The 21,874-nt window shown below is 64.2% G+C and carries 21 protein-coding genes; 10 read left to right on the plus strand and 11 right to left on the minus strand.

The window, feature by feature from the left end; all coding sequences use genetic code 11:
- Window positions 1–43: 43 nt before the first annotated feature.
- The 3 genes from AC1DKD_RS22000 to AC1DKD_RS22010 form a co-directional block, all read right to left on the minus strand.
- Entirely contained in the window at window positions 44–1,060 is a 1,017-nt protein-coding gene (locus AC1DKD_RS22000; protein WP_441633195.1) for a Bug family tripartite tricarboxylate transporter substrate binding protein, read from the minus strand.
- Window positions 1,061–1,157: 97 nt separating this feature from the next.
- Window positions 1,158–3,125, minus strand: coding sequence for an aconitase family protein (locus tag AC1DKD_RS22005; protein ID WP_441633251.1), 1,968 nt, complete (start codon window positions 3,123–3,125; stop codon window positions 1,158–1,160).
- 150 nt (window positions 3,126–3,275) lie between these two features.
- Window positions 3,276–4,175 (minus strand): LysR family transcriptional regulator, encoded by a 900-nt coding sequence (locus AC1DKD_RS22010; RefSeq protein WP_441633193.1) that lies wholly within the window; start codon window positions 4,173–4,175, stop codon window positions 3,276–3,278.
- A 449-nt stretch (window positions 4,176–4,624) separates the two neighbouring features.
- Here AC1DKD_RS22010 and AC1DKD_RS22015 point away from each other — a divergent pair, with 449 nt between their 5' ends.
- Genes AC1DKD_RS22015 through AC1DKD_RS22025 form a run of 3 tightly spaced genes read left to right on the plus strand, consistent with a single transcriptional unit; the run spans window position 4,625 to window position 9,302 of the window.
- Window positions 4,625–7,459 (plus strand): xanthine dehydrogenase family protein molybdopterin-binding subunit, encoded by a 2,835-nt coding sequence (locus tag AC1DKD_RS22015; protein WP_441633191.1) that lies wholly within the window; start codon window positions 4,625–4,627, stop codon window positions 7,457–7,459.
- Window positions 7,456–8,007, plus strand: a complete 552-nt coding sequence (locus AC1DKD_RS22020; RefSeq protein WP_441633189.1) for a (2Fe-2S)-binding protein — start codon at window positions 7,456–7,458, stop codon at window positions 8,005–8,007. Before AC1DKD_RS22015 ends, AC1DKD_RS22020 begins: the two co-directional genes overlap by 4 nt.
- Window positions 8,007–9,302, plus strand: coding sequence for a c-type cytochrome (locus AC1DKD_RS22025; protein ID WP_477111825.1), 1,296 nt, complete (start codon window positions 8,007–8,009; stop codon window positions 9,300–9,302). Before AC1DKD_RS22020 ends, AC1DKD_RS22025 begins: the two co-directional genes overlap by 1 nt.
- 92 nt (window positions 9,303–9,394) lie before the next feature.
- Here AC1DKD_RS22025 and AC1DKD_RS22030 read toward each other — a convergent pair whose 3' ends face one another.
- The 3 genes from AC1DKD_RS22030 to AC1DKD_RS22040 form a co-directional block, all read right to left on the minus strand.
- Complete coding sequence (locus AC1DKD_RS22030) at window positions 9,395–9,802, minus strand: hypothetical protein (protein ID WP_441635003.1); 408 nt, start codon at window positions 9,800–9,802, stop codon at window positions 9,395–9,397.
- 276 nt (window positions 9,803–10,078) lie between these two features.
- Entirely contained in the window at window positions 10,079–10,399 is a 321-nt protein-coding gene (locus AC1DKD_RS22035; RefSeq protein ID WP_045235870.1) for a DUF3470 domain-containing protein, read from the minus strand.
- 58 nt (window positions 10,400–10,457) lie between these two features.
- On the minus strand, window positions 10,458–10,865 hold the full coding sequence (locus AC1DKD_RS22040) for a cupin domain-containing protein (protein ID WP_400092867.1): 408 nt from the start codon (window positions 10,863–10,865) through the stop codon (window positions 10,458–10,460).
- A gap of 263 nt (window positions 10,866–11,128) precedes the next feature.
- Between AC1DKD_RS22040 and AC1DKD_RS22045 the strand changes: the two genes are divergently transcribed.
- The 4 genes from AC1DKD_RS22045 to AC1DKD_RS22060 all read left to right on the plus strand — a co-directional run bounded on the left by AC1DKD_RS22045 (window position 11,129) and on the right by AC1DKD_RS22060 (window position 14,591).
- Complete coding sequence (locus tag AC1DKD_RS22045; RefSeq protein ID WP_441635001.1) at window positions 11,129–12,466, plus strand: MFS transporter; 1,338 nt, start codon at window positions 11,129–11,131, stop codon at window positions 12,464–12,466.
- Window positions 12,467–12,633: 167 nt separating this feature from the next.
- On the plus strand, window positions 12,634–13,323 hold the full coding sequence (locus AC1DKD_RS22050) for a helix-turn-helix domain-containing protein (RefSeq protein WP_477103696.1): 690 nt from the start codon (window positions 12,634–12,636) through the stop codon (window positions 13,321–13,323).
- Window positions 13,324–13,417: 94 nt separating this feature from the next.
- Window positions 13,418–14,047, plus strand: coding sequence for a DJ-1/PfpI family protein (locus AC1DKD_RS22055; protein WP_441634997.1), 630 nt, complete (start codon window positions 13,418–13,420; stop codon window positions 14,045–14,047).
- Between the two features lie 169 nt (window positions 14,048–14,216).
- A complete protein-coding gene (locus AC1DKD_RS22060) occupies window positions 14,217–14,591 on the plus strand; it encodes a hypothetical protein (RefSeq protein WP_441634995.1) in 375 nt (124 codons plus the stop codon).
- A gap of 192 nt (window positions 14,592–14,783) precedes the next feature.
- Here the strand turns inward: AC1DKD_RS22060 and AC1DKD_RS22065 are convergent, their stop codons facing one another.
- The 5 genes from AC1DKD_RS22065 to AC1DKD_RS22085 form a co-directional block, all read right to left on the minus strand.
- The gene (locus AC1DKD_RS22065) at window positions 14,784–15,155 is read right to left on the minus strand and encodes a hypothetical protein (RefSeq protein WP_441634993.1); all 372 of its coding nucleotides are present in this window, start codon (window positions 15,153–15,155) and stop codon (window positions 14,784–14,786) included.
- 8 nt (window positions 15,156–15,163) lie between these two features.
- On the minus strand, window positions 15,164–16,270 hold the full coding sequence (locus tag AC1DKD_RS22070) for a porin (RefSeq protein ID WP_477143709.1): 1,107 nt from the start codon (window positions 16,268–16,270) through the stop codon (window positions 15,164–15,166).
- Window positions 16,271–16,363: 93 nt separating this feature from the next.
- Entirely contained in the window at window positions 16,364–17,182 is an 819-nt protein-coding gene (locus AC1DKD_RS22075; protein WP_441634989.1) for a carbon-nitrogen hydrolase family protein, read from the minus strand.
- Window positions 17,183–17,198: 16 nt separating this feature from the next.
- Window positions 17,199–18,173 (minus strand): Bug family tripartite tricarboxylate transporter substrate binding protein, encoded by a 975-nt coding sequence (locus AC1DKD_RS22080; RefSeq protein ID WP_441634987.1) that lies wholly within the window; start codon window positions 18,171–18,173, stop codon window positions 17,199–17,201.
- 141 nt (window positions 18,174–18,314) lie between these two features.
- Entirely contained in the window at window positions 18,315–19,235 is a 921-nt protein-coding gene (locus tag AC1DKD_RS22085; protein WP_441634985.1) for a LysR family transcriptional regulator, read from the minus strand.
- An 81-nt stretch (window positions 19,236–19,316) separates the two neighbouring features.
- Between AC1DKD_RS22085 and AC1DKD_RS22090 the strand changes: the two genes are divergently transcribed.
- From AC1DKD_RS22090 to AC1DKD_RS22100, 3 genes are all read left to right on the plus strand, one after another.
- Entirely contained in the window at window positions 19,317–20,240 is a 924-nt protein-coding gene (locus AC1DKD_RS22090) for a carbon-nitrogen hydrolase family protein (protein WP_441634983.1), read from the plus strand.
- 52 nt (window positions 20,241–20,292) lie between these two features.
- Complete coding sequence (locus tag AC1DKD_RS22095) at window positions 20,293–21,192, plus strand: LysR family transcriptional regulator (protein WP_441634981.1); 900 nt, start codon at window positions 20,293–20,295, stop codon at window positions 21,190–21,192.
- Between the two features lie 151 nt (window positions 21,193–21,343).
- Window positions 21,344–21,874, plus strand: a 531-nt coding sequence (locus tag AC1DKD_RS22100) for a PLP-dependent transferase (RefSeq protein WP_477143710.1), incomplete at its 3' end; no start/stop codon positions are given.

The following is a 21,874-nucleotide window of genomic DNA, read 5'->3' on the forward strand; positions in this document are numbered from 1 at the left end:
GCTTGAATCGAGAGATGCCCGCTGGTCCCTGGTGGGTGCACCCTCACTCCACGGCAATCGACGCGCTCTTGATCAGCGCCTGGCTCCTGCCCAGTTCGTCGCGGATGAGGCGGGCGGTCTCTTCGCCATTGCCGCTCTTCACGACAAAGCCCTGCGCGGCGAACAGTTCCTTGGCCTTGGGCGCCGCCAGCGCCTTGGCCATCGCCTGCTGTAGCCGCGCGGTGATGTCCCTGGGCAAGCCGGCGGGGCCGACCAGCGCGATCCAGGCGTCGTAGGCATAGTCCTTGACGCCGGACTCCGCCAGGGTCGGCACGCCGGGCAGGCTATCCAGCCGCGTCGGGGTGCTGACCGCCAGGGCTCTCAGCTTGCCGGCCTTGATCTGCGGCAAGGCGGATGGCGTGGCCAGGAAGGCGGCATTGATCTGTCCGCCAAGCACATCGGTCATCAGCGTATTCACTCCCTTGTAGGGCACGTGCAGCATATCGATGCCTGCCTTGGATTTCAGCAGTTCGCCGGCAAGGTGGAGCACGCTCCCTTTGCCAGAGGAACCGTAGCTCAGGCTGCCCGGATGGGCGCGCGCCGCGACGATCAGTTCCTGCGCTGTCTTGTACGGCGAGCCCGCACCCACCACCAGCACCAGCGGCGTCGTGCCGATCAGCGCCACGGCCGTGATGTCCTTTACGCTGTCGTAGGGAATATTGCGATACAAGCCGGGGTTGATGGCATGGTTGGACGACACCACCGCGAGCGTGTAGCCGTCGGCGGCGGCGGACACCAGTTGCCGCGTGCCGGGAATGCCGGCCGCCCCTGGAATGTTCTCCACGTAGAACGGCTGCCCGAGGTCCTGGCCCAGCCCCTCGGCCACCACGCGCGCGACCACGTCGGCGGTGGAGCCCGGCGAGTTCGGCACGATCAGGCGCACGGTCCTGGCGGGATATTTGTCGGCGGCGCGGGCGGCGGGCGTGCCGATGACCGGCAGTGCGGCTGCCGCGGACAGCATGGCAGTGGCGGCAAAAAACCGCCCCGCCGCGCGCAGGGCGCGCGAGGTGATGGGGAACATGTCTGTCTCCTGTGAATGCTGTGAATGGCGGCCGGGATCTGTCGCCCCGCTCAGGTGCCGCGATGCCCTCGCTGCCGCGGGGGCCTGGGGTGAATGACTACGAGGCAGGCCGGGCGGTACTGGCCTGCAATTGCCCAAAGGTGCTGATCTGCCCGGCCAGCGCGCTCGCGGCCACGGTGTAGGGGCTGGCGAGCCAGACCTGGCCCGGCCCCGAGCGACCGGGGAAGTTGCGATTGATGGCGCTGATGGTGACCTGCCCGCTGGTGGTGGAAGCGCCCGGCCCGCAGTTGGCGCATGAACCGCAGCCCGGCATGACCAGGGTGGCGCCGGCGGCGGCGAAGGTGTCCATGTAGCCGCGCGCTTCGCAGTAGTCCTTCACGCCGAGGGTGCCGAACTGCAGGAAGAGCCGAGTGCGCGGTGACACCTTGAGCCCATGCTCCAGGCCCCAGCGCAATACCTCGTGGTAGTAGTCGAAATCCTCGCGCTTGCCGGCGGTGCAGGACCCGCCGTAGGCGATGTCCACCGGCACCGGCTGGTCCAGGGTGTCCGCCGCGATGCCGTTGCCAGGATCGCCGGGGCGCGCAACCATGGGCGCGATGACGCCTGCGTCGATGCGGATCACGTCGCGGTACGTTGCGCCTGCATCGCTGCGCATCCAGTCCTCGACGGCGAAGTCGACGCCACGCCGTGCATTCAGGAAGGCCACGGTCTTGTCGTCGGGTTCGACGATGCCGGTAAAGCCGCCCAGCTCCGCCACCATATTGGTCAGCGTGGCGCGCTCGTCGATGGACAAGGCCCGTACCGTGCTGCCAGCATATTCGAACACCATGCCGATGGCACCGCCGGAGCGGATTGCGTCCATCTGCAGCAGGTAGAGCACGATGTCCTTGGCCGTCACGCCCTCGGCCAGTTCGCCCTCGACCTCCACGCGCAGCGTCTCCGGCACCTTGCAGCGCACGTAGCCGGTGACCCAGCTATTGGCGACATCGGTGGCGCCGGCGCCGAACGCCAGGCAGCCGAGCGCGCCGGAATGCGGCGTATGCGAATCGGTACCCACCACCACCTGCCCCGGCAACGCGTATTGCTCGGCCATCAGCGCATGGCAGATGCCTTCCGAACCCGGCGTTTCGCCCGGAAGCGCGTTATGCGAGCGCACCGGGTAGTCGTGCGCAAAACTGCTATGTCCCTGCATCAGGTTGGCCACACCGGGCAGCAGGCCGTCGCGCACATGCGGAAAGCTCTGGGCCGCCAGCACAAGGTGGTCCTGGAAGGCAATGATGTGGTCGGGCCGGTGCAACGCCGCCGGCTTGCCGAAGGCGCGATGCATCAGGTGCGCGCACATGCCGGTGAAATAGTCGTGCGAGAAACGCCAGTCCGCCATCACGAACACGCCCTGGCCGCGCTCAGCACTCGGCGTGCCAGGGAGCAGATGGCGGGCGATGATCTTTTCCACCAGGGTGCGCGGTGCGGCATCGCCCGTTGCCTCCGTGGCCTGCGCACCCTCGCCCGCCGCCGGCCAGTTCGCCGCGCGGCTATAGGCCAGCAGGCCACCGGCGCGGATCACCTGCCGGGTCAGCGCGTCGCGCCCGGTCAGGAACGCCTCGATGGGGATCGCTTCGCCCGCCAGCACCCGGTCGAGCACCGTGAAGTCCGTGGTGGTGAGGATGCCGATGTTGTCGCAGTTCTGCTGGTAGATGCGCTCGAAGCTCTCGGCAACGATCAGGCGGATGCCGGCCGACAACTCGGCCAGCGGACTGGACTCGCGCGAAGACCCCTTGCCGTAGCGCTTGCCCGCTACAGTGACCGCGAAGCCGCCGTTGCGGATCGCATCGCGGCCGATCGGCTGCTCGCCGCCGGCCTGAAAGCCCACATAAGGGAATTGCCCCAGGCGCTCGTCATAGGCGAGCATGATCGTGACAGGCGTGATCTCATCGGTGGAGATGTTGTCGCGCAGCGGGCCCGCTGCGGCCAGGGTCATCGGCCTGCCCTCAAGCTGGGCGCGCACGCAGGCGGGATCTTGCGACAGGTACAGCACGCGGCCGCTGAATCGAATGGTGTCTTCCATCATGGGGGTTCTCGTTCTGATGGCCCCACTATATGTTTTGGCGCCGGACGGGCAAAGTGCGGAGTCGGCATGGCAGCCGTCTCGGTTCGAGACGGCTGCCATGCCTTGCTATCGTTGCTATTGCCAATACCGCTATTGGCACCATTGGCGCTATTGCCGGCAGAGAAACCCCACCAATGCCGCGGCACTGGCCGAAAGCTGCTCGTGCGACTGGAACACCACCACCAGTTGCCGCGTGGCCCAGGCATCCGCCAGAGGCCGCGCCGCCACATCGAGCGTGTTCAGGTAAAGCTCGCCCACCTGGCGCGGCACGATGGCGATGCCCAGCCCGACATGCACCATGCGGCACAGCGCATCCAGGCTGGCCACCCGGATCTTGATCCTGAGCGCTGCGTTCAGGCGTGCAGCCTGATCCGACAACAGCCGGCTCAGTGCGCTCTCATCCCGCAGCGCAACAAACGTCTCGCCCAGCAAGTCCGCGAAGCGCACCGCCAGCGCCGAGGCCAGCGGATGGCCGCCCGGCACCAGTACGCATAGCTGGTCCTCCCGGTACGGCAGCGAGACGAACTGCTCGACGCCCGGGATGGCGTTGCAGATTCCAAAATCCGCACTGCGCTCGCCCACCATGCGCAGCACCTCGGGGCTATGCTGCTCCTCCAGCTCGATGCCAACATCGGGATACACCCGGCCAAAGGCCGCCAGGTCCTCCGGCAGGAACTGCACGATGGCGCCGAGATTGCATACCATCCGCACATTCCCGCGCGCACCCGAGGAAAAGCGCGACAATTCCGCCCCGAGCGCCTCGATATTGCCGATGATGGCCAATGCATGGCGCAGCACCGTCTCGCCCACTGGCGTGACCGTGATGCCGCGCGGATGCCGCTGGATCACCGGCAGGCCGATCATCGCCTCGATCTCGGCGATGCGGCGGCTGACCGCCGACGGTGCAATGAATTCACGCTCGGCGGCGCGGGCAATGTTCTGTTCCTGGCAGACGGCGACGAATAGCCGCAGCGAGGTCAGGTCGAGTTTTCTGAGCAGGTTGTCCATGGCTGCGATGCTACAACGATCAGGCATCGCGGACGATGCCGGACGACGATCGCGCGGCACGCCCGTGCGACGCTGGTTTGTGCTCCGCACAACGCGCTACTTCAATGTCGCCCGCAACGGGATGACACGGCCGTGATAAGCATTATTCAGCCCGCCCCGTTGCTGCCGCACTCCCGACGGCGCAGAATCCGCGCCCCGGCGTGCACTTCCACGCCTAGAATAAATGCTTGCATTGCCCCACAGATCACCAGCCCAGTCTTGCGTCGTAATCCGCGCCGGTGCCGTACTTCGTGCCCGCGCCCTCATGTACGGAGACCTAGATTGCCGCTGCGCCTCGCCTTCCGGTTCTTCCCGTCTCGTTCGCCCGGCTACCCAGGCCGGACGTGTCAGGCCGTGTATCTCGTCCGGACGCCGCCGCAGCGGCATCGGCGCATTCCCAAGGAAAATCCATGGCTAATTTCAGCCCTTCGCGCCGCACGTTCCTGAAGGCCAGCGTCGTGGCCGGGGTATCGGTGTATATCGCACCGATCGGCGGCAAGGCCTTCGCGGCCTTGTTCGAAGAAAAAATCCTGACCCCGGTCCAGTGGGACCCCAAGACCGGCGCCCCGAATTTCCGCATCGACGGYATGGCCAAGGTCACTGGCGACAAGGTCTTCGCCCGCGATATCCGTTCGCGTGACATGCCGCACTGGCCCAAGGCGCAATCGCATGCCTTCATCCTGCGCGCCACCAAGGCGGATCGCAGCTATGCGGGCTTCGACCTGGCGTTGCTGGGCGACGATCTCAAGCCCGACCGCGTAGTCACCGCCGCGGACCTGACGCGCGACGGCGTGGCCTTTCCCGCCTTCTATGGCGAGGACATGCTGCTGCCGGAAGGCAAGACGCCGGCCTATCTCGGTCATGCCGTGGCGATCCTGATCTATCACGATTTCGCCCGTTTCCGCTTTGCCAAGGACAAGCTCAAGTTCCACGACGAGATCATCCGCTACGGCGCCTCGACCGGCCCGCTGGAGCGCGATCCCTGGGGCACCTTCCGCTTCGTGCGGGTGGGCGGCGAGACGCCGTTCGACGATGATGTGTTTTCCAGCCTGAAGAATGCGCCGCTGTTCCCCAGCATGATGCGCAAGCACGAACCGGTCTGGCCCGACGGCAAGGACCACGGCCAGCTCGGCGAGCAGGGCATGTTCCACGCCGGCCAGATCCGCCAGCAACTGGACCAGCCGCCGGCTGACTGGCTGGTGCTGGAGCGCGAGTACAACACGCAGTCCGTCGATACCGCCGCGCTGGAACCAGACAACGCCAACTGCTGGTATGACGCCGGCACGCAGGCGCTGCACATGGTCGTGCCGACCCAGTCCCCCATCGAAGTCGGCGAAAGCGCGGCGGAGATGATGGCCAGGGCCAAGGGCGTGTTCCCGGTGAAGCAGGTGTTCGTCCATCCCTGCTACACCGTGGGCTATGGCTCCAAGGATCACTACAACTTCCCCTTCTATGGCCTGGTGACGGCGCTCTACGCCGACGGCAAGCCGGTGCGCCTGGCCAACGACCGCTACGAGCAGTTCCAGACCGCGATCAAGCGGCACGCCTTCAGGATGCGCTACCGCATCGCGGTGGACAAGAACACCGGCCTGTTCCAGTCCTTCCAGGGCGACTTCGAGGCCAATGGCGGCGGCCGCGCCAACTTCTCGCCCTCGGTGGCAATGGTGGGCGCCACCGCGGCGCAGTCGATCTATTACTTCCCGAAGAACGACCTGACCGCCGTGGCCATCGCCTCGCGCGCCATCGATGCCGGCTCGGCACGCGGCTACGGCACGCTGCAAAGCATGGCGGCCACCGAGATGATGGTCGACGAGTTCGCCGAGCAGCTCAAGCTCGACCCCATCGAGTTCCGCCTGAGGAACGCGCTGCGTTCGGGCATGAAGAATACGCAGGGCGCGATCCCCGCCGGCGCCATCCGCGTGGATGAAGTGCTGGAGGCGGCCAGGGCCCATCCGCTCTGGACCGGCCGCGCGAAGAAGAAGGCGGATTTCGAGGCGAGCCATCCCGGCCGGCGCTACGGCGTGGGCTTCGCCTGCGTGCAGAAGGACTTCGGCACCGGCGCGGAAGCCTCGTTCGCCAAGGTGGAGATGCGCGCCGACGGCACCATCGCCCTGCATCACTGCGGCGCCGAGATCGGCACCGGCATGTCGACCTCGCAGGCGGTGGCCGTGACGCGCTGGCTGGGCAAGCCAGCCACCGAAGTGCGCGTGGCGATCACCGACTGGCCCGACCTTCCCGTCACCGCCACCGGCGATCCTTACCTGATGAGCCAAGCCGACCAGGACAAGCTGTCGGCCAATCCGCGCTGGTCGCCGGCCTACGCCTCGCCTTCCAGCGCGACCAATTCAGCCTACTACTTCACCCACAGCACCCGCGAAGCCGCGCGCGTGGTCTTTATGCACGGCCTATGGCCCGCTGCCATGGCGATCTGGAGCCAGGGCGTCGGCGGCGGTCAGGCCGCCTCGCTGGTGGTGCGCGTGGAGGATGCGCGCTGGGTCAAGGGCAAGCTCACCGCCGGCGGCCTGCAGGCGCTGCCCTACGAACAACTGGCAAGGAAGGCGCACGAGCTGGGCCTGGTCACGGGCGCCACGGTGCACGTGTTCAATCGATGGCAATGGAGCGAGGCTGATTTTGAGGTCGACGGCACGGCTGCCCGGCTGCCCATCGACGGGCTCTCGGTACGCTACGGCGATGGCGCGGACGCCGCGCGCAAGGCGCGGATGACCACCAGCGGTGGCTACCAGGTGCTGGACCGCAAGAAGGTTTACATCGCCCCGACCCAGCGTAACAACGCGACCGTGACCTATTACAGCGCGGTGGCCACGCTGGTGGAGCTGTCGGTGGCCGAGGCCAGCGGCAAGGTGGATATCCTCAGCCACCACTCCATCATGGAATGCGGCTCGCAGTTGTCGCCGGAACTGGTGTCCGGGCAACTCCAGGGGGGCATCGCCATGGGCATCGGCCACGCGCTGCACGAGATCCTGCCGCTCTATGAGGACGGGCCCGGCAACGGCACCTGGAACTTCAACCGCTACCACTTGCCGCGCGCCAGCGACGTGGCGGTGTGGTCGCAAACCGGGATAGTCCTGCCGCCCGTGTCCGACACCGATCCGCCCAAGGGCATCGCCGAAGTGGTGATGATTCCGGTGGTGGGCGCCATCGTCAACGGCATCGCGCATGCCATCGGCCATCGCTTTACCGCCCTGCCGGTCAGCGCCGAAAAGATTCAGGAGGTCCTGGCATGAGCATCGCCACCCAACCGCTTTCCCTCAACATCAACGGCAAGGACGTTGGCCCCATCGACGTGCCGGAAGGCCTGATGATGATCGACTTCCTGCACGAGTACCTGGAACTCACCGGCTCGCGCCTGGGCTGCGGCCAGGGCATCTGCCACGCCTGCGTGGTGATCCTGGACAAAGCCGACGGCAGCAGCGAGGAAGTGCGCGCCTGCATCACCGGCGCGCACTACTTCCAGGGCAAGAAGGTGCGCACGGTGGAAGGCCACGCCAGGCGCAACGACAAGGGCGAGGTAGTGGAACTGTCGCCGGTGCAGCAGAAGTTCCTGGAGCACTTCAGCTTCCAGTGCGGCTACTGTACGCCGGGCTTCGTCAACGGCGCGACCATCCTGGTGGAGCGGCTGAAGCGCCAGCCGGTAGCGCGGGGCAAGGTCGACGAGACCATCGCCGCGGCGCTCGACGACCATATCTGCCGCTGCACCGGCTACGTGCGTTACTTCGAAGCCGTCAAGGACGTGGTGGTCAACACCCCGGGCCTGGTAAAGGAAGACAAGTGATGACGAGCCAGCCCGACTTCCTCCGGCACGCGCGCACCACGCTGGCGACAATGGCCGCGCTGGGCGCGGCCCTGCTGGCTGGCTGCGGCGACCACGCCGCCCCGATCGACACCGCCGCCGACCAGCAGCCCGCCACCAAGCTCTCTCCCGCCGACCAGATCGCACGCGGGCGCTACCTGGCGCGCGCCGCGGATTGCGCCGCCTGCCATACCAGCGCCCAGGGCGCGCCGTTTGCCGGCGGGGTGGAACTAGCCTCGCCATTTGGCACCTTTTACGGCACCAACATCACGCCGGACAAGGACCACGGCATCGGCAAGTGGAGCGCGGACGATTTCTACAAGGCGCTGCACGACGGGGTCGCGCCGGACAAGCATCTCTATCCGGCCATGCCTTACACCTCGTATCGCGGCCTGTCGCGTGGCGACACCGATGCGATGTACGCCTACCTGATGCAGCTGAAACCGGTTGCCGTGGCCAACAGGCCGCACGATCTCAGCTTCCCGTACAACATGCGCGTGACGCTGCCCGGCTGGAACCTGCTGTTCCTGAAGGACCAGCTGCCCGACGCCTCCACCGGCCAGACCCCGCCCTGGCAGCGCGGCCGCTACCTGTCCAATGCACTGGGCCACTGCGCCGAATGCCACACGCCGCGCGCCGCGTTCGGCCGCCTGGACGCGGCCAAGCCACTGGCCGGCGCCGCGCTCGGCCGCGTGGCCGCGCCGGACATCACGCCCGCCGGCCTGGCCGCGCGCGGCTGGACGGGCGCCGACCTGCAGACCTTCTTCGCCACCGGCATCGCGCCGCAAGGCTCGGCTTACGGCGAGATGTTCCCCGTGGTCCATCTCAGCAGCCAGTACCTGAACAAGGCCGACCTCGCCGCGATGTCGACCTACCTGCTGGGCGACCAGCCGCCGCAGCCCCAGCCGCTCAAGCCGGTCAGCGCGGACGCGGCCCTGCTCAAACCCGGCCGCCAGCATTACCTGGCCGTCTGCGCCGGCTGCCACGGCCGCGATGGCGAGGGCAAGCCGCACGTGGCGGTGGCGATGCTGGGCAACTCCACCGTGCGCAACGCCGACCCGCACAACCTGATCGTATCCATGCTCGACGGCATCGAAGCCCAGAAATTCCCCGGGCTGGAGAGCCTGCAGGACATGCCCGGCTTTGCGTCGCGCATGAGCGACGCGGAGCTTGCCGACCTGGCCAACTACCTGCGGGCGAGCTACGGCGGACAACCCGGCGATGTGAGCGCGGACAAGGTGAAGGCCCTGCGCGCGGAAGCGGGCAAGGGCCATTGAGGGAGAGCACCGGCGCGGACGTGCCGGCGCACTGCCCGGTTCACGGGACGTTGCACTCCGAAGGGTTGGGGCTCAGGAAGGCTGCCAGGCGCTCAGGCGCCGTCGAGGAAGGGGTTGCGCTGGCCCAGGCGCGTCCCGAGCGCATCGGGAGCCAGGCTCATGCTGGCGGCGTCCATTGCCGGGTTGGGGCTGCGGGCCAGCGTCGGGTCGACCGGTGCGGGCGCAACGCCCGGCTGAACCGGCTGTTCGGCACCTTGCGCATAAGGATCGCGCGCGGCCGGCAGCGTCGCCTGGGCCGACGGCGCTGCCGCCGGCGTGGCTTGCACAGGCTGCGCGGATGACACCGACTGGGCGGTTTGCATAGGTTGGGTGGATTGCATCGGCTGAGTCATCGGCATCGGCTGGGCCGGCTGAATGGGCTGGGCCTGCTGCGCGAACAGCGGGTAGGACGCGATCATCGCGCCAGCCATCAACAGGGATTTCGCCAGATGTTGCTTCATTCGTGTACCTCCAAAGAACGCCTTCAGGCATGGGAAGGACCACTGTAGCGCCGAGGTACCTGACATTTTGTTTGATTTTGCAACAGTCATTTACCAGCGTTGCCATCGACGCCAAGGCGCGTTATCTGCGCGCGCTCGATCGTTGTGCTGCCACCAGAGAGCGGGGACGACTGGCTAGTGTGCCGAGCACCCAAAGCTGTCAGGCGCTTCCTGATCCTCTGCACGGCTGACCGCATGGACGGCAGCTCTCCGTGGCGATGGCCCCTCACCTGCTCCCTAGACCAGCAACGCCCTCTTGTTTTCCAGAAACGCCCAATCGTCGGCATCCGGCAGCGGCCCGTCCCCAATTTTCACCACCGGCCACTTCTGCGCCAGCTTGTCATTGAGTTCAACGAAACCGAGTTCCTCCTCTGTCAGGTCATAGTCATTCTTGATGGCATTGACCGGGCATACCAGGGTGCAAATCGTGCAATTCAGGCAGACCGACGGGTCGATCACCATAAAGTTCGGCCCCTGATGGAACGCATGCACGGGACAGACTTCCGCGCAATCTCCATAGCGGCAGTTGATGCAAGCTTCAGTGACGACGCAAGCCATGGCGACTCCAATGACAAATCCCGGAGCACCACGCCCCGGGGATAGGACGCCGGCAATTTCAGGAGGTCTTGCGGAAGCCGGCCGTACCAAAGAAGACGTTCGGCTTGCGATAGACCGCGAACAGCAGGCAGCCCTCGTCGGAACGGGTTTCGTGCAATGAACCAGGCTGGCGCCAGACGAACTGGCCGGCGCGGCAGATCCCGTCGTGATCGTAGAACGATCCCTCGAGCACATAGCTTTGCTCGATCTCCGGATGCTTGTGGAATGGCAGCACCGCGCCTGGCTCCCACTTGAGGAGCACGGTCATTTCGCCGGCGGCGTCGTTGCGATACAGGACTTTCATCGAGATCTTCTCGAACTGGGAGGGCTCCCATTCGAGGGTATCTGGATCGACATAAACCGAACCGCCGGGGGTCGGCTCCAGTTTGCCCTTCAAACGCTCGCTGAAGTGTTGGTTCTCAATCACGGCAGTCTCCTCTGGACAGTTAGGTAAGTGCAAGCGCGCAAACACGATGCGTCGCACGGAAACTAATTTACTCAATAGTTTCCTTTTGGTCAACCCACCTTCAATGTGTTTTGATATTTATGCTTTATTAGTAACTTTAGTTTCCTTGTTTACCCTACATTGCTTGAAAATGTTTCCCAATTGACTACTATGAACGCGCAGTTCTCGCGAGATTGCGCCCCCGAAGCCAATGACAAGCAGCAAACAGGAGACAGGAGACACCGATGGATGCATACACAAACACGGAGGGCGCCGCAGGTTTGGTCGACACAGCGCACCGATCCAGCGGCAGGGACAGCATGAGCAAGGTGGTGACGGCCAGCGTCATCGGCACCATGGTCGAGTGGTACGACTTTTTGCTCTATGGCACAGCCGCCGCGCTGGTGTTCAACAAGCTGTTCTTTCCATCGCTAGACCCGTTGATGGGGACCATGGCCGCGCTGGGATCCTTTGCCGTTGGCTTTATCGCGCGCCCCCTGGGTGGTGTCGTATTCGGGCACTTCGGCGACAAGGTCGGCCGCAAGACCATGCTGATGACGACGATGTTCCTCATGGGCGGCGGCACGTTCGCCATCGGTTTGCTCCCCACCTATGGCCAGATTGGCATCTGGGCGCCGGTGCTGCTGATCTTGCTGCGCGTGATCCAGGGCATCGGCATCGGCGGGGAGTGGGGCGGCGCGGCGCTGATGGTGATCGAGCATGCGCCGCGAGACAAGCGCGGCTTTTATGGGAGCCTGGTGCAGATGGGATTCCCGCTGGGCATGCTTGCCTCTACCGGCATCTTTGCCTACCTGAGCAGGATGGCGGACGCCGACTTCCTGGCGTGGGGCTGGCGCGTCCCGTTCCTGCTGAGCGCCATTCTTGTCTTCCTGGGCTTTTATATCCGCTTGAAGGTCTCGGAATCGCCGGTCTTTGCCGCGGCGTCGCAGGACAAGGAGCCGCCGAAGATCCCCCTGCTCGAGGTGCTGACCAAGCACCGCCGCAACCTCGTCATCAGTATTGGATTGAAAGTCTGCGAAGTTGCCTGGGTCTATATCCTCACCGTGTTCGTCGTCGTGTACGGGACCACCGTACTGAAAATTCCCAAGACGGTCATTTTGGACGGCGTGCTGCTTGGTGCCGCGCTGGAACTGCTGACGATCCCGTTGTTCGGCCATCTGTCAGACCGCTGGGGCCGGCGCCCGCTGTATTTCCTGGGATCCCTTTTCACCATCGCGGCGGCCTATCCGCTATTCATGTGCATCCAGACCGGCAATCCCGCGATCATTGCGCTGGCCGTGGCAATTTGCATGAATCTGGGCCACGGCTCCATGTACGGTCCACAAGCCGCCCTGCTTCCCGAGCTGTTCGGCACCAAGGTACGCTACAGCGGGGCATCGCTGGGGTGCCAGGTGGCGGCGGGCATCGGGGGCGGCCTTGCGCCCATGCTGGCGACCGCCCTGCTGGCCAGGCAAGGACATTTCGTCGGCGTGGCCATCATGATTGCCGTGCTTGGCCTCGTTACCCTGATCGCTACCGCGGCCAGCACTGAAACCTATCGGGACAACCTCTACGAATCCTGACGGATGGCTGCTTGCGGTGGCGTCGCCTTCCTGGCGCAAGGGCAGCGCAAGCGGCGCCCAACCCCCCTGGGCAACAAACGCCACGCAACAAGGCTTACAATTCCAACCGGGAAACTTGCCCAAGTTTCCCATTCCCCTACCAGACGGGCGAACGGAACTTGCAAGCCATGACGGCAAAAACCCTCGATAAAACACTTCTCGCATCACGGCAGAAGCAAGCCGCTCAGGATGTGAGCACGGCGCCGACAGATGATGAAGAAGCCGTCTGCCTGCGCCTGCGCACGGCACGCATCGAGCATGGCCTTACGCTTGAAGCCCTTGCGGAGCTATCCGGATTCACAAAGGGCTATCTATCCAAGATCGAGAACGGGAAAAAGGCGCCGCCGATTGGCTCGCTGGCTCGCATCGCACGCGCCATGGGCATGGAACTGAGCTATTTCTTTGTCGACACGGATGCCGCGGACGCGGTCTCGCCCGAAAGTGCCGACACCCCCGTCTCCGTGGTACATCATTGGGAGCGCAAACCCGTGTTTCGCGGCGGCAGCGCCTACGGGTACGACTATGTGAGCCTGGCGCACAAGAAGCAGCGCAAGCACATGGACCCCTTCATGTTTACCTTCCCCTCCGAGATCAATCTCGACTTCTTCTTCGAGCATGCGGGAGAGGAATTCGTCTTTCTCCTGTCGGGGAAAGTCGAATTCGAGTTCAAAGTCAAAGGCAAGCTTCAACGCTGCATCCTGGAAGCTGGCGACAGCCTTTACTTCGAGTCCAGCACGCCGCATCGGGGCCGCGCCCTGGAGGGCGATGCACAGGCAGTGGTGGTTGTAATGGAGCCTGCCGAGCCAGACCTCAAGTGAGACGTAGCAAAACGGCAGGCTAGCGAAATGAGTAAGTTGCCCAAAAGGAAACAATGTCATAAGATTGGGAAACAACCCACTCGGAGACAACACCATGCGCATCGCGGTCGTTTTGTATGAACACATTGAGCCCATCGAACTCGCTGTCATCGGGACGCTATCGATGGCGAAACGCGTGACGGAGAAGCTCTCGTACTTCACCGTTTCAGAGCACGGCGGCATGGTCCGGTTGCAGAACGGGCTGCGCGTCGAAACCGACTACGCGTTCGCCGATGCGCCGCCGGCGGATGTCGTGATCGTGACCGGAGGCCCGGGCTGGCGCGAGCAGGTGCATAACAATGGCATGCTTTCGTTTATCCGCCGGCGTCACGCCAGCGGCGAGCGCGTGGCGAGCGTATGTACGGGCGCCATGATCCTCGGGGCCTCCGGCCTGCTCGAAGGCAAGACCGCCACGACAAAGTTTCCTGTCACAGGACCAGAGGAATGCCCGGGCACCACCCTGGCCAGACTATATCCGGACACGCAAGCCGTCCAGGCGCTGGTGGTCGATGAAGGCGATGTCATTACCGGCGGCGGCGTGACGCTCGGCATTGACCTGACGCTCTACCTCCTTGAGCGGTACCTCGGCTCCGAAGTGAGCCACGAGACGGCCCGCATCATGGAGTATGACGCGGCGCTGGACGCCAACCGGCGACGCCTGCGCACGCTCAGGCATGCTGCCTGACCAGTTGCTTCCTAGCGCGCAGCAGCCGTAGGAATGAGCACGGTCACGCTCAGCCCTTTACCCGCACCTGCATCCTCGTTGGCGTAATCCATTGCGACAGTGCTGCGCTTTGTTGGACCGATGCCGCCTGCGGTATAGTCCTCGCGTTCAATTTCGGTGGAGAGATAGCATGGCGGAGAAAAAGGTTCGGGTGTCGCATATCGGTGTTCCCGGCAACCTGAGTGTCTTGAAACTCAAATCGTATCTGCGGACGGCCTTTGCCAATGCGGCGCAAACGGAGAAAACGGAGAGTGAGGAGGAAATCCTGCTGATCAAGGTGCTTGTTCCCCGCCCGCTCGGCTTGCGTGCGGGGGAGAAGCTATTTGACAAGGTGCTGCAAGGCATCGTCGACAAGGACTCCCGTATTACCCGCGTCTCGGTTGAGTTCGTCGATGGCGAAGTTACGCAGCAGACCATTGACGCTAGCATGGCGAGGATCCAGAAGGAACTGGATGAGTTCGGGCACGTCTTGCACGAACGTTCAGAGGATGCGAGCGGGGATTGATCTAGGCCGCGGCGCATGGCAAGCGCAGCTTTCCATGCAACGCGCAAATCGCATCGACACACCAAATGAATCTTCCGCAGAGACTTCGCTATCGTCCTGGCGTTGCGCGCTGAGGCGGGCAAGGGGCACGGAGGGAGATCGCCGGCGACAGTGGGCGTCGGCGCTCCCCATGTCGCGGAATGGCGTCCCTTCCTACGCGCTCAATTCATAGTCGTCGACCCCGACCACGGTCCGAAGCGTATCGGCGTAGGCCTTGCGTAGATTGCGGGCTTCCCCGGTCCGATCGAACTGCCTGGCGGCTTCGGCAATCAGCCCGGGAAAGGCATTGCGTTGCGCCACGTCGCGGAATGCGAACACACGGCACTGCGTCCCGCTTTTGCCGCACGGATTGGCTTGGGTCAGGCAAAGCACCTCAAGGAAGGCACCATCGGCAAAAGCAACCTCGTCGATGGGCTCCACCACATTCCTCAAGTATTGCCGGTAGGCCAGTTCCTGGCCAGGCAACACCTCGAATCTAAATACGCGGATGCATCCTATATGCTGCGCGATCCAGTTTGAAATCATGGAATCTCTCAGAAATTGTGCCGCATGCCGATCTGGACAGTGCGAGCCGTTGGGTTACCCGGTCCGACAGTGCCCCCGGCGTACAAGCCACCGCCAAGGGAGTACTGTGACCCATTTTTATTGAGAATGCGCCCTGACGCGGCGAACAAGACCGTGCGCTTTGACAATGCGTAGTGGCCGCCGATGGCAATGAGATTGGTGTTTCTGTTGGCCACGCCTTGCGTACGGTCCTTGACCAGCACGAACTGGGCGATAAGCGTGGCCTGCGCACCGACGCCGTACTTCACGCCGAAGGGAAACATGTCGTAGACCTGCTCCGGCCCCTTTGTTGACGGCGTATTTGCCTGGCTATTCCAGTCGCGGTGCCAGCCGGTAAACAGCTTCGCCGGCCCCACCGTGTAGTTTCCCCCCATGCTGAAGGCCTGCAGCTTTCCCGTGTCGGTCGCGTTGCGCTGTGTCACGAAGCCGATGTTGAAGTCGGCGAGGTCGTTCTTCTGCCGCGTGGACACGCCCCACATCCGCCCGGCCCGCTGGTTCCCCGCGACCTCTCCTGGTGCGTACATCACGTAAGTGACACCCGGCCAGCGATCCGGGGACGTCCATAGGATGGAGTTGTCGACCCGCCCGAGCGTGGCACGCGCCACGCCGGCGGGAATAATGGCCGGAAGGCCGCCGGCCAGCCCTGCGTTGAACGCATCGATGTTCCAGAACATCCGGTTCTCGGGAGAGTACTGGCGACCGAACGTCAGCCGGCCCAGCTGCTCGCTGGAAAGACCCATGTATACCTGGCGCCCGAACAGCCTCCCGCCTTGCTGGGACATCCCGTCGTCTGCCCCGAAGCCGCTCTCCAGCCAGTAAACGGCGCTCAGGCCCGGCGAGATGCGCTCGACCCCCTTGATGCCGAAACGCGAACCCCAGTCGCTGCCGCTCTGCAGGCGTGTCAGCGTTCCCAGTCCTTGCTTCGAGATATCGAGTGCCATATCCACGACACCAAAGACCGCCGATTCGGCCTTTGCGTCCGAGGTGCAGACCGAGATGCTCAGCCCCGTCACAGCAGCCAATGTTGCGGCATTTGTCTTCATAGCTTTCAAACCGTTAAGCAATACGAGGGCCACACCCCCGCCTGGAACGAGGGAGGGAAGAATTGGAACGCTTGATTGAAGTGCTTGAGGCTTGAGGCTTGAGGTGCGCCGACGTGGCCTGCTGTACTACAAGCCGATGGCCGTCGGCCCCAGAATCCGTCGGTGCTTGAACGCCGGAATGGCTTCGCGGACGCTGCGCAAACGGTCTTGGCTCATCTCGCCGATGACAACGCCTTCGCCCTGGGGCAGGCTGGCAACCACGTCTCCCCATGGGTCGATCAACATGCTGTGGCCAAACGTCTGCCGCTGATTGGCGTGCGTCCCGCCTTGCGCCGCGGCCAGCACATAGCACTGGTTCTCGATCGCTCTCGCACGGAGCAGGATCTCCCAGTGCGCACGGCCAGTGGTTTGCGTGAATGCCGACGGCACGAGGATGAGGTCCACTTGCCGCATGGCCCGGTAGAGCTCCGGAAAGCGCAGGTCATAGCAAATGGATAGCCCCACGCAGCCGAACTCCGTCCGCGCCGTGACCATTTCGGTGCCCGCGACCATCGTCCGGCTCTCGTCAATGTCGCGGGTGCCATCCAGGTAACTGAACAGATGCAACTTGTCGTAGCGCGCCTTCACCTCTCCCGTGGGCCCGAACAACAATATCGTGTTGGTGACCTTTGGCGCTTGCGTGGTAGCCAGCGGGAGCGAGCCGCCCGCGATCCATACGCCGTGCTGCCTCGCCTTGGCGGCCAGGCAAGCCTGGATCGGCCCCTCGCCGAACGCCTCGGCAATCGCGAACTTGTCAGTCTCGTGAAGACCGATCTGGCAGAAGTACTCGGGCAGAAGGACAAACGTGGCACCGCCGTGCACGGCTTCATCGATCAGGTTTTCCGCGACGGCAAGGTTGTCCGGCAGGCTCGGAGAAGACACCATTTGAATGGCGGCGATTTTCATTTTCCGGCTCTCCGCTTCAGTCCATTTCCGCGTGTGAGGTGGTAACGATCTTGCGCCAGGTCAGGGCATCGCGCTGGATCGTCTCTGCAAATTTCGCGGGGCCATCGCCAACCGGCTCCGCAATCTGCCTGGCAAAGGCATCGCGCACCTCTGGCCGCGCGAGTACCTCCTTCACGCTCTGGCCGATCCTGGACACCACCTGGACCGGCGTTCCACTGGGGGCGCATATTCCTACCCACCCCGTAAAACTCAGCTCGCTCAGGCCCTGCTCGGCCAGCGTGGGCACCGCGGGAAGCTGCGGCAGGCGCTTGGCCGTCCCTGTCGCCAGGCCCTTCACGCGGCCGGATTCAACGAAAGGCAACGCGGAGATGACGCTATCCATCATCAAGCTGACGCGACCGGCGGTAAGGTCCGTATATGCGGGCGTCGAGCCTTTGTAAGGCACATGCTGCATGTCCAGGTGGTTCCGCATTTTCATGGCCACTCCGGCAAGATGCGGCGTCGTCCCGTTGCCGCCAGATGCGAAGTTGTACTTGCCGGGCTCGCGCTTGGCCAGGTTGATGAATTCCTTGAGGGTGTTGGCGGGAATTTGGGGGGCTGCCACCCAGATGGTCGGCGTATTGACGATGTGGCTCACCGGGACCAGGTCCTTGATCCCATAGGACAGCTTTGGGTATAGCGCCGTGGCGACCGCCAGGTTCCCGGTAGAGCAAAGCAGCAAGGTGTAGCCATCCGGCGGCGCCTTGGCGACGAATCCCGCGCCGATCGTGCCACCGGCGCCGGGCCGGTTGTCGATAACAAGGGACTGCCCGAGCGCCGTGCTCATCGCGGCGGAGATCAGGCGCGCGACCAAGTCGTTCCCTCCTCCCGCGGGAAATGGCACAACCAGCGTCACGGGCTTGGCCGGCCAGTCGGCCGACACAGCAAGGGTTGGTACCGCGCAGCACAGTGAAGCGAGACTGGCGGCGGCGAGGCAGAACAATTTGGGCATGCGGCATCTCGGTGGCATGAGTGTGATGAAGCAACACACTTGACGAGCGAGATCGTGCCGTAAGCCGCGGCGCTGGTAAAACAAATAAAAATTACGCTCAGACAAGGAAATTTTGACTTCCTCCCTCCTGTCAGCCGATTCCTAAGAGATCCACGCCATGTTGGCGAAGGTATCGACGACGGCCTGCTTGACAGCGGCCACCGCCGGATCGCGAAGGACGTCCATCCGCCACGCCAGTTCAATGGGATCGCGGGGCAAGGCGACCGGGCACGGCAGTACCTGGAAGCCGCCCAGGCCAGCCAGGGCGTGCGCGGCATGCGCAGGCAGCGTCGCGATGGTGTCGTTCCCGCGGAGCAGGAACGGCACGGCTGCGAAGTGGGTGGTCGAAACCTCCACCCGCCGCTTCAGGCCAAGCGCGGCAAGGGCCTCGTCGACAATGCCCACAAAGCCGCCGGAGGAGATCAGGATATGCTTCCTACGCACGTATTCCTCAAGCGTCAAGCCACGCGCTGGCGCGCCAATGGCAGGCACCAGGCAGGCATAGCCCCCCATCCCGAGTACATGCTTCGCCACGGCCCGCGATGCCAGTCCCCCCGCTGCCACGATGAGGTCCACGGAGCGATCCACCAGCATTTCCACGGCCTTCTGACTGTGTGTCTGCCGAAACAGCAAGCGGATGCCGGGCGCCATTTCCGCCAGGCGGTCGACGAGACGGCGCCCCATGGCGATCTCGTAGTCATCCGAAAGCCCGATGGAGATCGTCCTTTCGTGAAAGACGTTGCCGCCCGGCGCCACCATCGAAAGGCTCTTGCGGCAGTGGTTCAGCGCTTCACTGACCACGGGCTTCAGTTCCTGCGCGCGCGCCGTGGGGCGCATGCCACGCCCGGCTCTCTCGAACAGCGGGTCGCCATAGACGCGGCGCAGGCGGCCGATCGCCGCGCTCACCGCGGACTGCGTCAGGCCCAAGCGGATCGCGGCTCGGCTGGCGCCGCCCTCCTCGTAGAGCGCCTCGAAGACCTTCAGCAGGTTGAGGTCCATCGCCTCAATATCTATGGCATTCATATCAGATACATCCCAATCCACCTTGATTCATGATGGCGTGGGCGTGAACATAGCGCAACCCTCTTCCCGGAGCCACACCTCATGCCCGCTTCCATCGTCGCCGCCCTCCAGATTGGTTCCTCCCCCTCGGGAAAGGCCGAAACCCTGGCCAGGATCCTGGCGTTCGAGGACAAGATCCTCTCATCCTGCGCAAGCGTCGTCGTCATGCCGGAGGCACTCCTGGGCGGATATCCCAAAGGCGAGATCTTCGGTACGCGGCTGGGTTATCGCCTGCCCGAGGGCCGCGACGCATTCGCCAACTACTTCGAGAACGCCATCGACGTACCCGGCCCCGAAACGCAAGCGCTGGCGGCGCTGTCCACGCGCACGGGCGCGAGCCTCGTGGTGGGGGTCATTGAACGAGACGGCAATACGCTGTACTGTACGGCGCTGTTCTTCGATCCCGCCGCTGGTCTCGCCGCGAAGCACCGCAAGTTGATGCCGACGGGCACGGAGCGCCTCATCTGGGGCCAGGGAGACGGCTCGACGTTGCCTGCCCTGCAGACATCCGCCGGGCGCGTGGGCGCTGCGATCTGCTGGGAGAACCACATGCCCCTGCTACGCACGGCGATGTATGCCAAGGGCGTGGAGATCTGGTGCGCACCGACCGTGGACGAGCGCGATATCTGGCAGGCGTCGATGCGCCACATTGCCCATGAGGGCCGCTGCTTTGTCATCAGCGCCTGCCAGGTCCAGGCCTCGCCGCGGCAACTCGGCATCGACGTACCGCATTGGGAAGCGGATCGCCCGCTGATCCGCGGCGGCAGCGTGGTCATTGGACCGATGGGCGACATCATCGCCGGGCCTTTGCTGAATGCGGAAGGCCTAGTAGCCGCCGAGATCGATACCGACGAGTTGGTGCGCGCACGCTACGACTTTGACGTAGTCGGCCATTATTCTCGCCCGGATGTCTTTTCGATGACGGTTGACGAACGGCCGAAGACATCGGTCAACTTCCAGACCTGAGGCGGACAGGCGGGGGAGCCCGAGCCGTAAGCCATGCGCAGGATGCCAGCCCATGAACCTTCGATTTCTTGAAACATTCGTCTGGGCGGCCCGGCTGCGCAGGATGACCCTGGTTGCGCAGCGGCTTCACGCCACCGATGCCACCATCTCCGCGCGCATCGCCGCGTTCGAAGCAGAGCTGGGCGTAAAGGTTTTTGTCCGGGAAAAGGGAAAGCAACTGTGCCTCACCCCGGAGGGCGCCGAGATGCTGGCGCCGGCGGAGGAGCTGCTTGCCCTTGCGGACGCGTTCACCCAGCGGTTTGCCGCAAAGGATGCAATGCCCAGCCAGATCACCATCGGCATGAGCGGCACGGTCGCCGGGGCAATACTCGAGCCGCTGGTTGACGTGCTTTATGCCAGATGGCCTGACGTCAATATCCATCTGCCTTCTCTCACCAGCACCGACATTCGGCACAAGCTACTAAGCGGCGCGCTCGATATTGGCCTTCTCCTCGGCAGTGTCAACGAACCGAACGTGGACAACCTGAAGCTGCTGGAGCTTGACTACGCCTGGGTCGCGAGCCCCCGCCTGATTCCCGGCAACGTATCGCCGTCGGTCGAGGCGCTAAAACAGCAGATGTTGCTCTCGTATCCAGTCGATTCGGACCTCTTCGCCTCGGTTGCCACCTACTTTGACACGCCGCATCTGGCCGGCTTCAAGCTGAACGTTCTCAGCTCCTTGTCCGTGATGTTGCGCCTCGCCTGTGCTGGCGTTGGATACGCGGTGCTGCCCGTTGACCTCATCCGCAACGAGCTCGATACAGGAACGCTAAGATTTCTCGGGCTCTCCCGGCCGTTCCCGACGCAGACATACTTCGCTTCCTTCATCGATCTGCCGTCGACCCCCTTGCGCCGTATCATCGCCGAGTGCATCCGCGATATTGCGCGGCTACCGTCGCGGGCGAACGCGTGATGCATGTTGCGCACGCCGATGCACAAGGAGGGCAGGCACCATCGGCACACGCGCCAGGGCAACCGGCCCAGGTTTTCAACAAGAAACATAATTCTCATGCCTTCGGGAAAGACCCGGATGGCTAGCAAACCCACCTTGTCAAGGCACAGTCATGCGTTCTCAAAAGCCCGCTTCATCGTCCTCCCCCGCCCTCGGCCTGCGCACCCTCGCCGTGCACGCCGGACAACATCCGGATGTGTCGACCGGCGCCATCGCGCCGCCCATCGCTGCCACCTCGTCGTTTGCCTACGACGATTTCGACGCGGGCGCGCGGCGCTTCTCCGGGGAGCAGCCGGGCTTTCTCTACAGCCGTTTCGCCAACCCGACCGTGCAGACCTTCGAGGCCAAGATGGCTGCGCTGGAAGGCGGCGAAGGCGCGGTGGCGTTTGCCAGCGGCACGGCTGCCATCACATCGACGCTGCTCGGGCTGCTCTCGGCGGGCGACGAGGCCATCTACGTCGGCACGCTCTACGGCGGCACCGACGGGATCATGCGCAACCTGCTGCCCCGCCTTGGCATCCAGACCTTTGCCGTGCCCGACCTGGCGAGCGTGCAAGCCCGCCTGAGCGAGCGTACCCGGCTGATCTACGTGGAAACGCCGGCCAATCCCGTCATGGGCATCATCGACCTGGAGGAAACGGCC

Source organism: Cupriavidus sp. 05T313 (assembly GCF_056396665.1).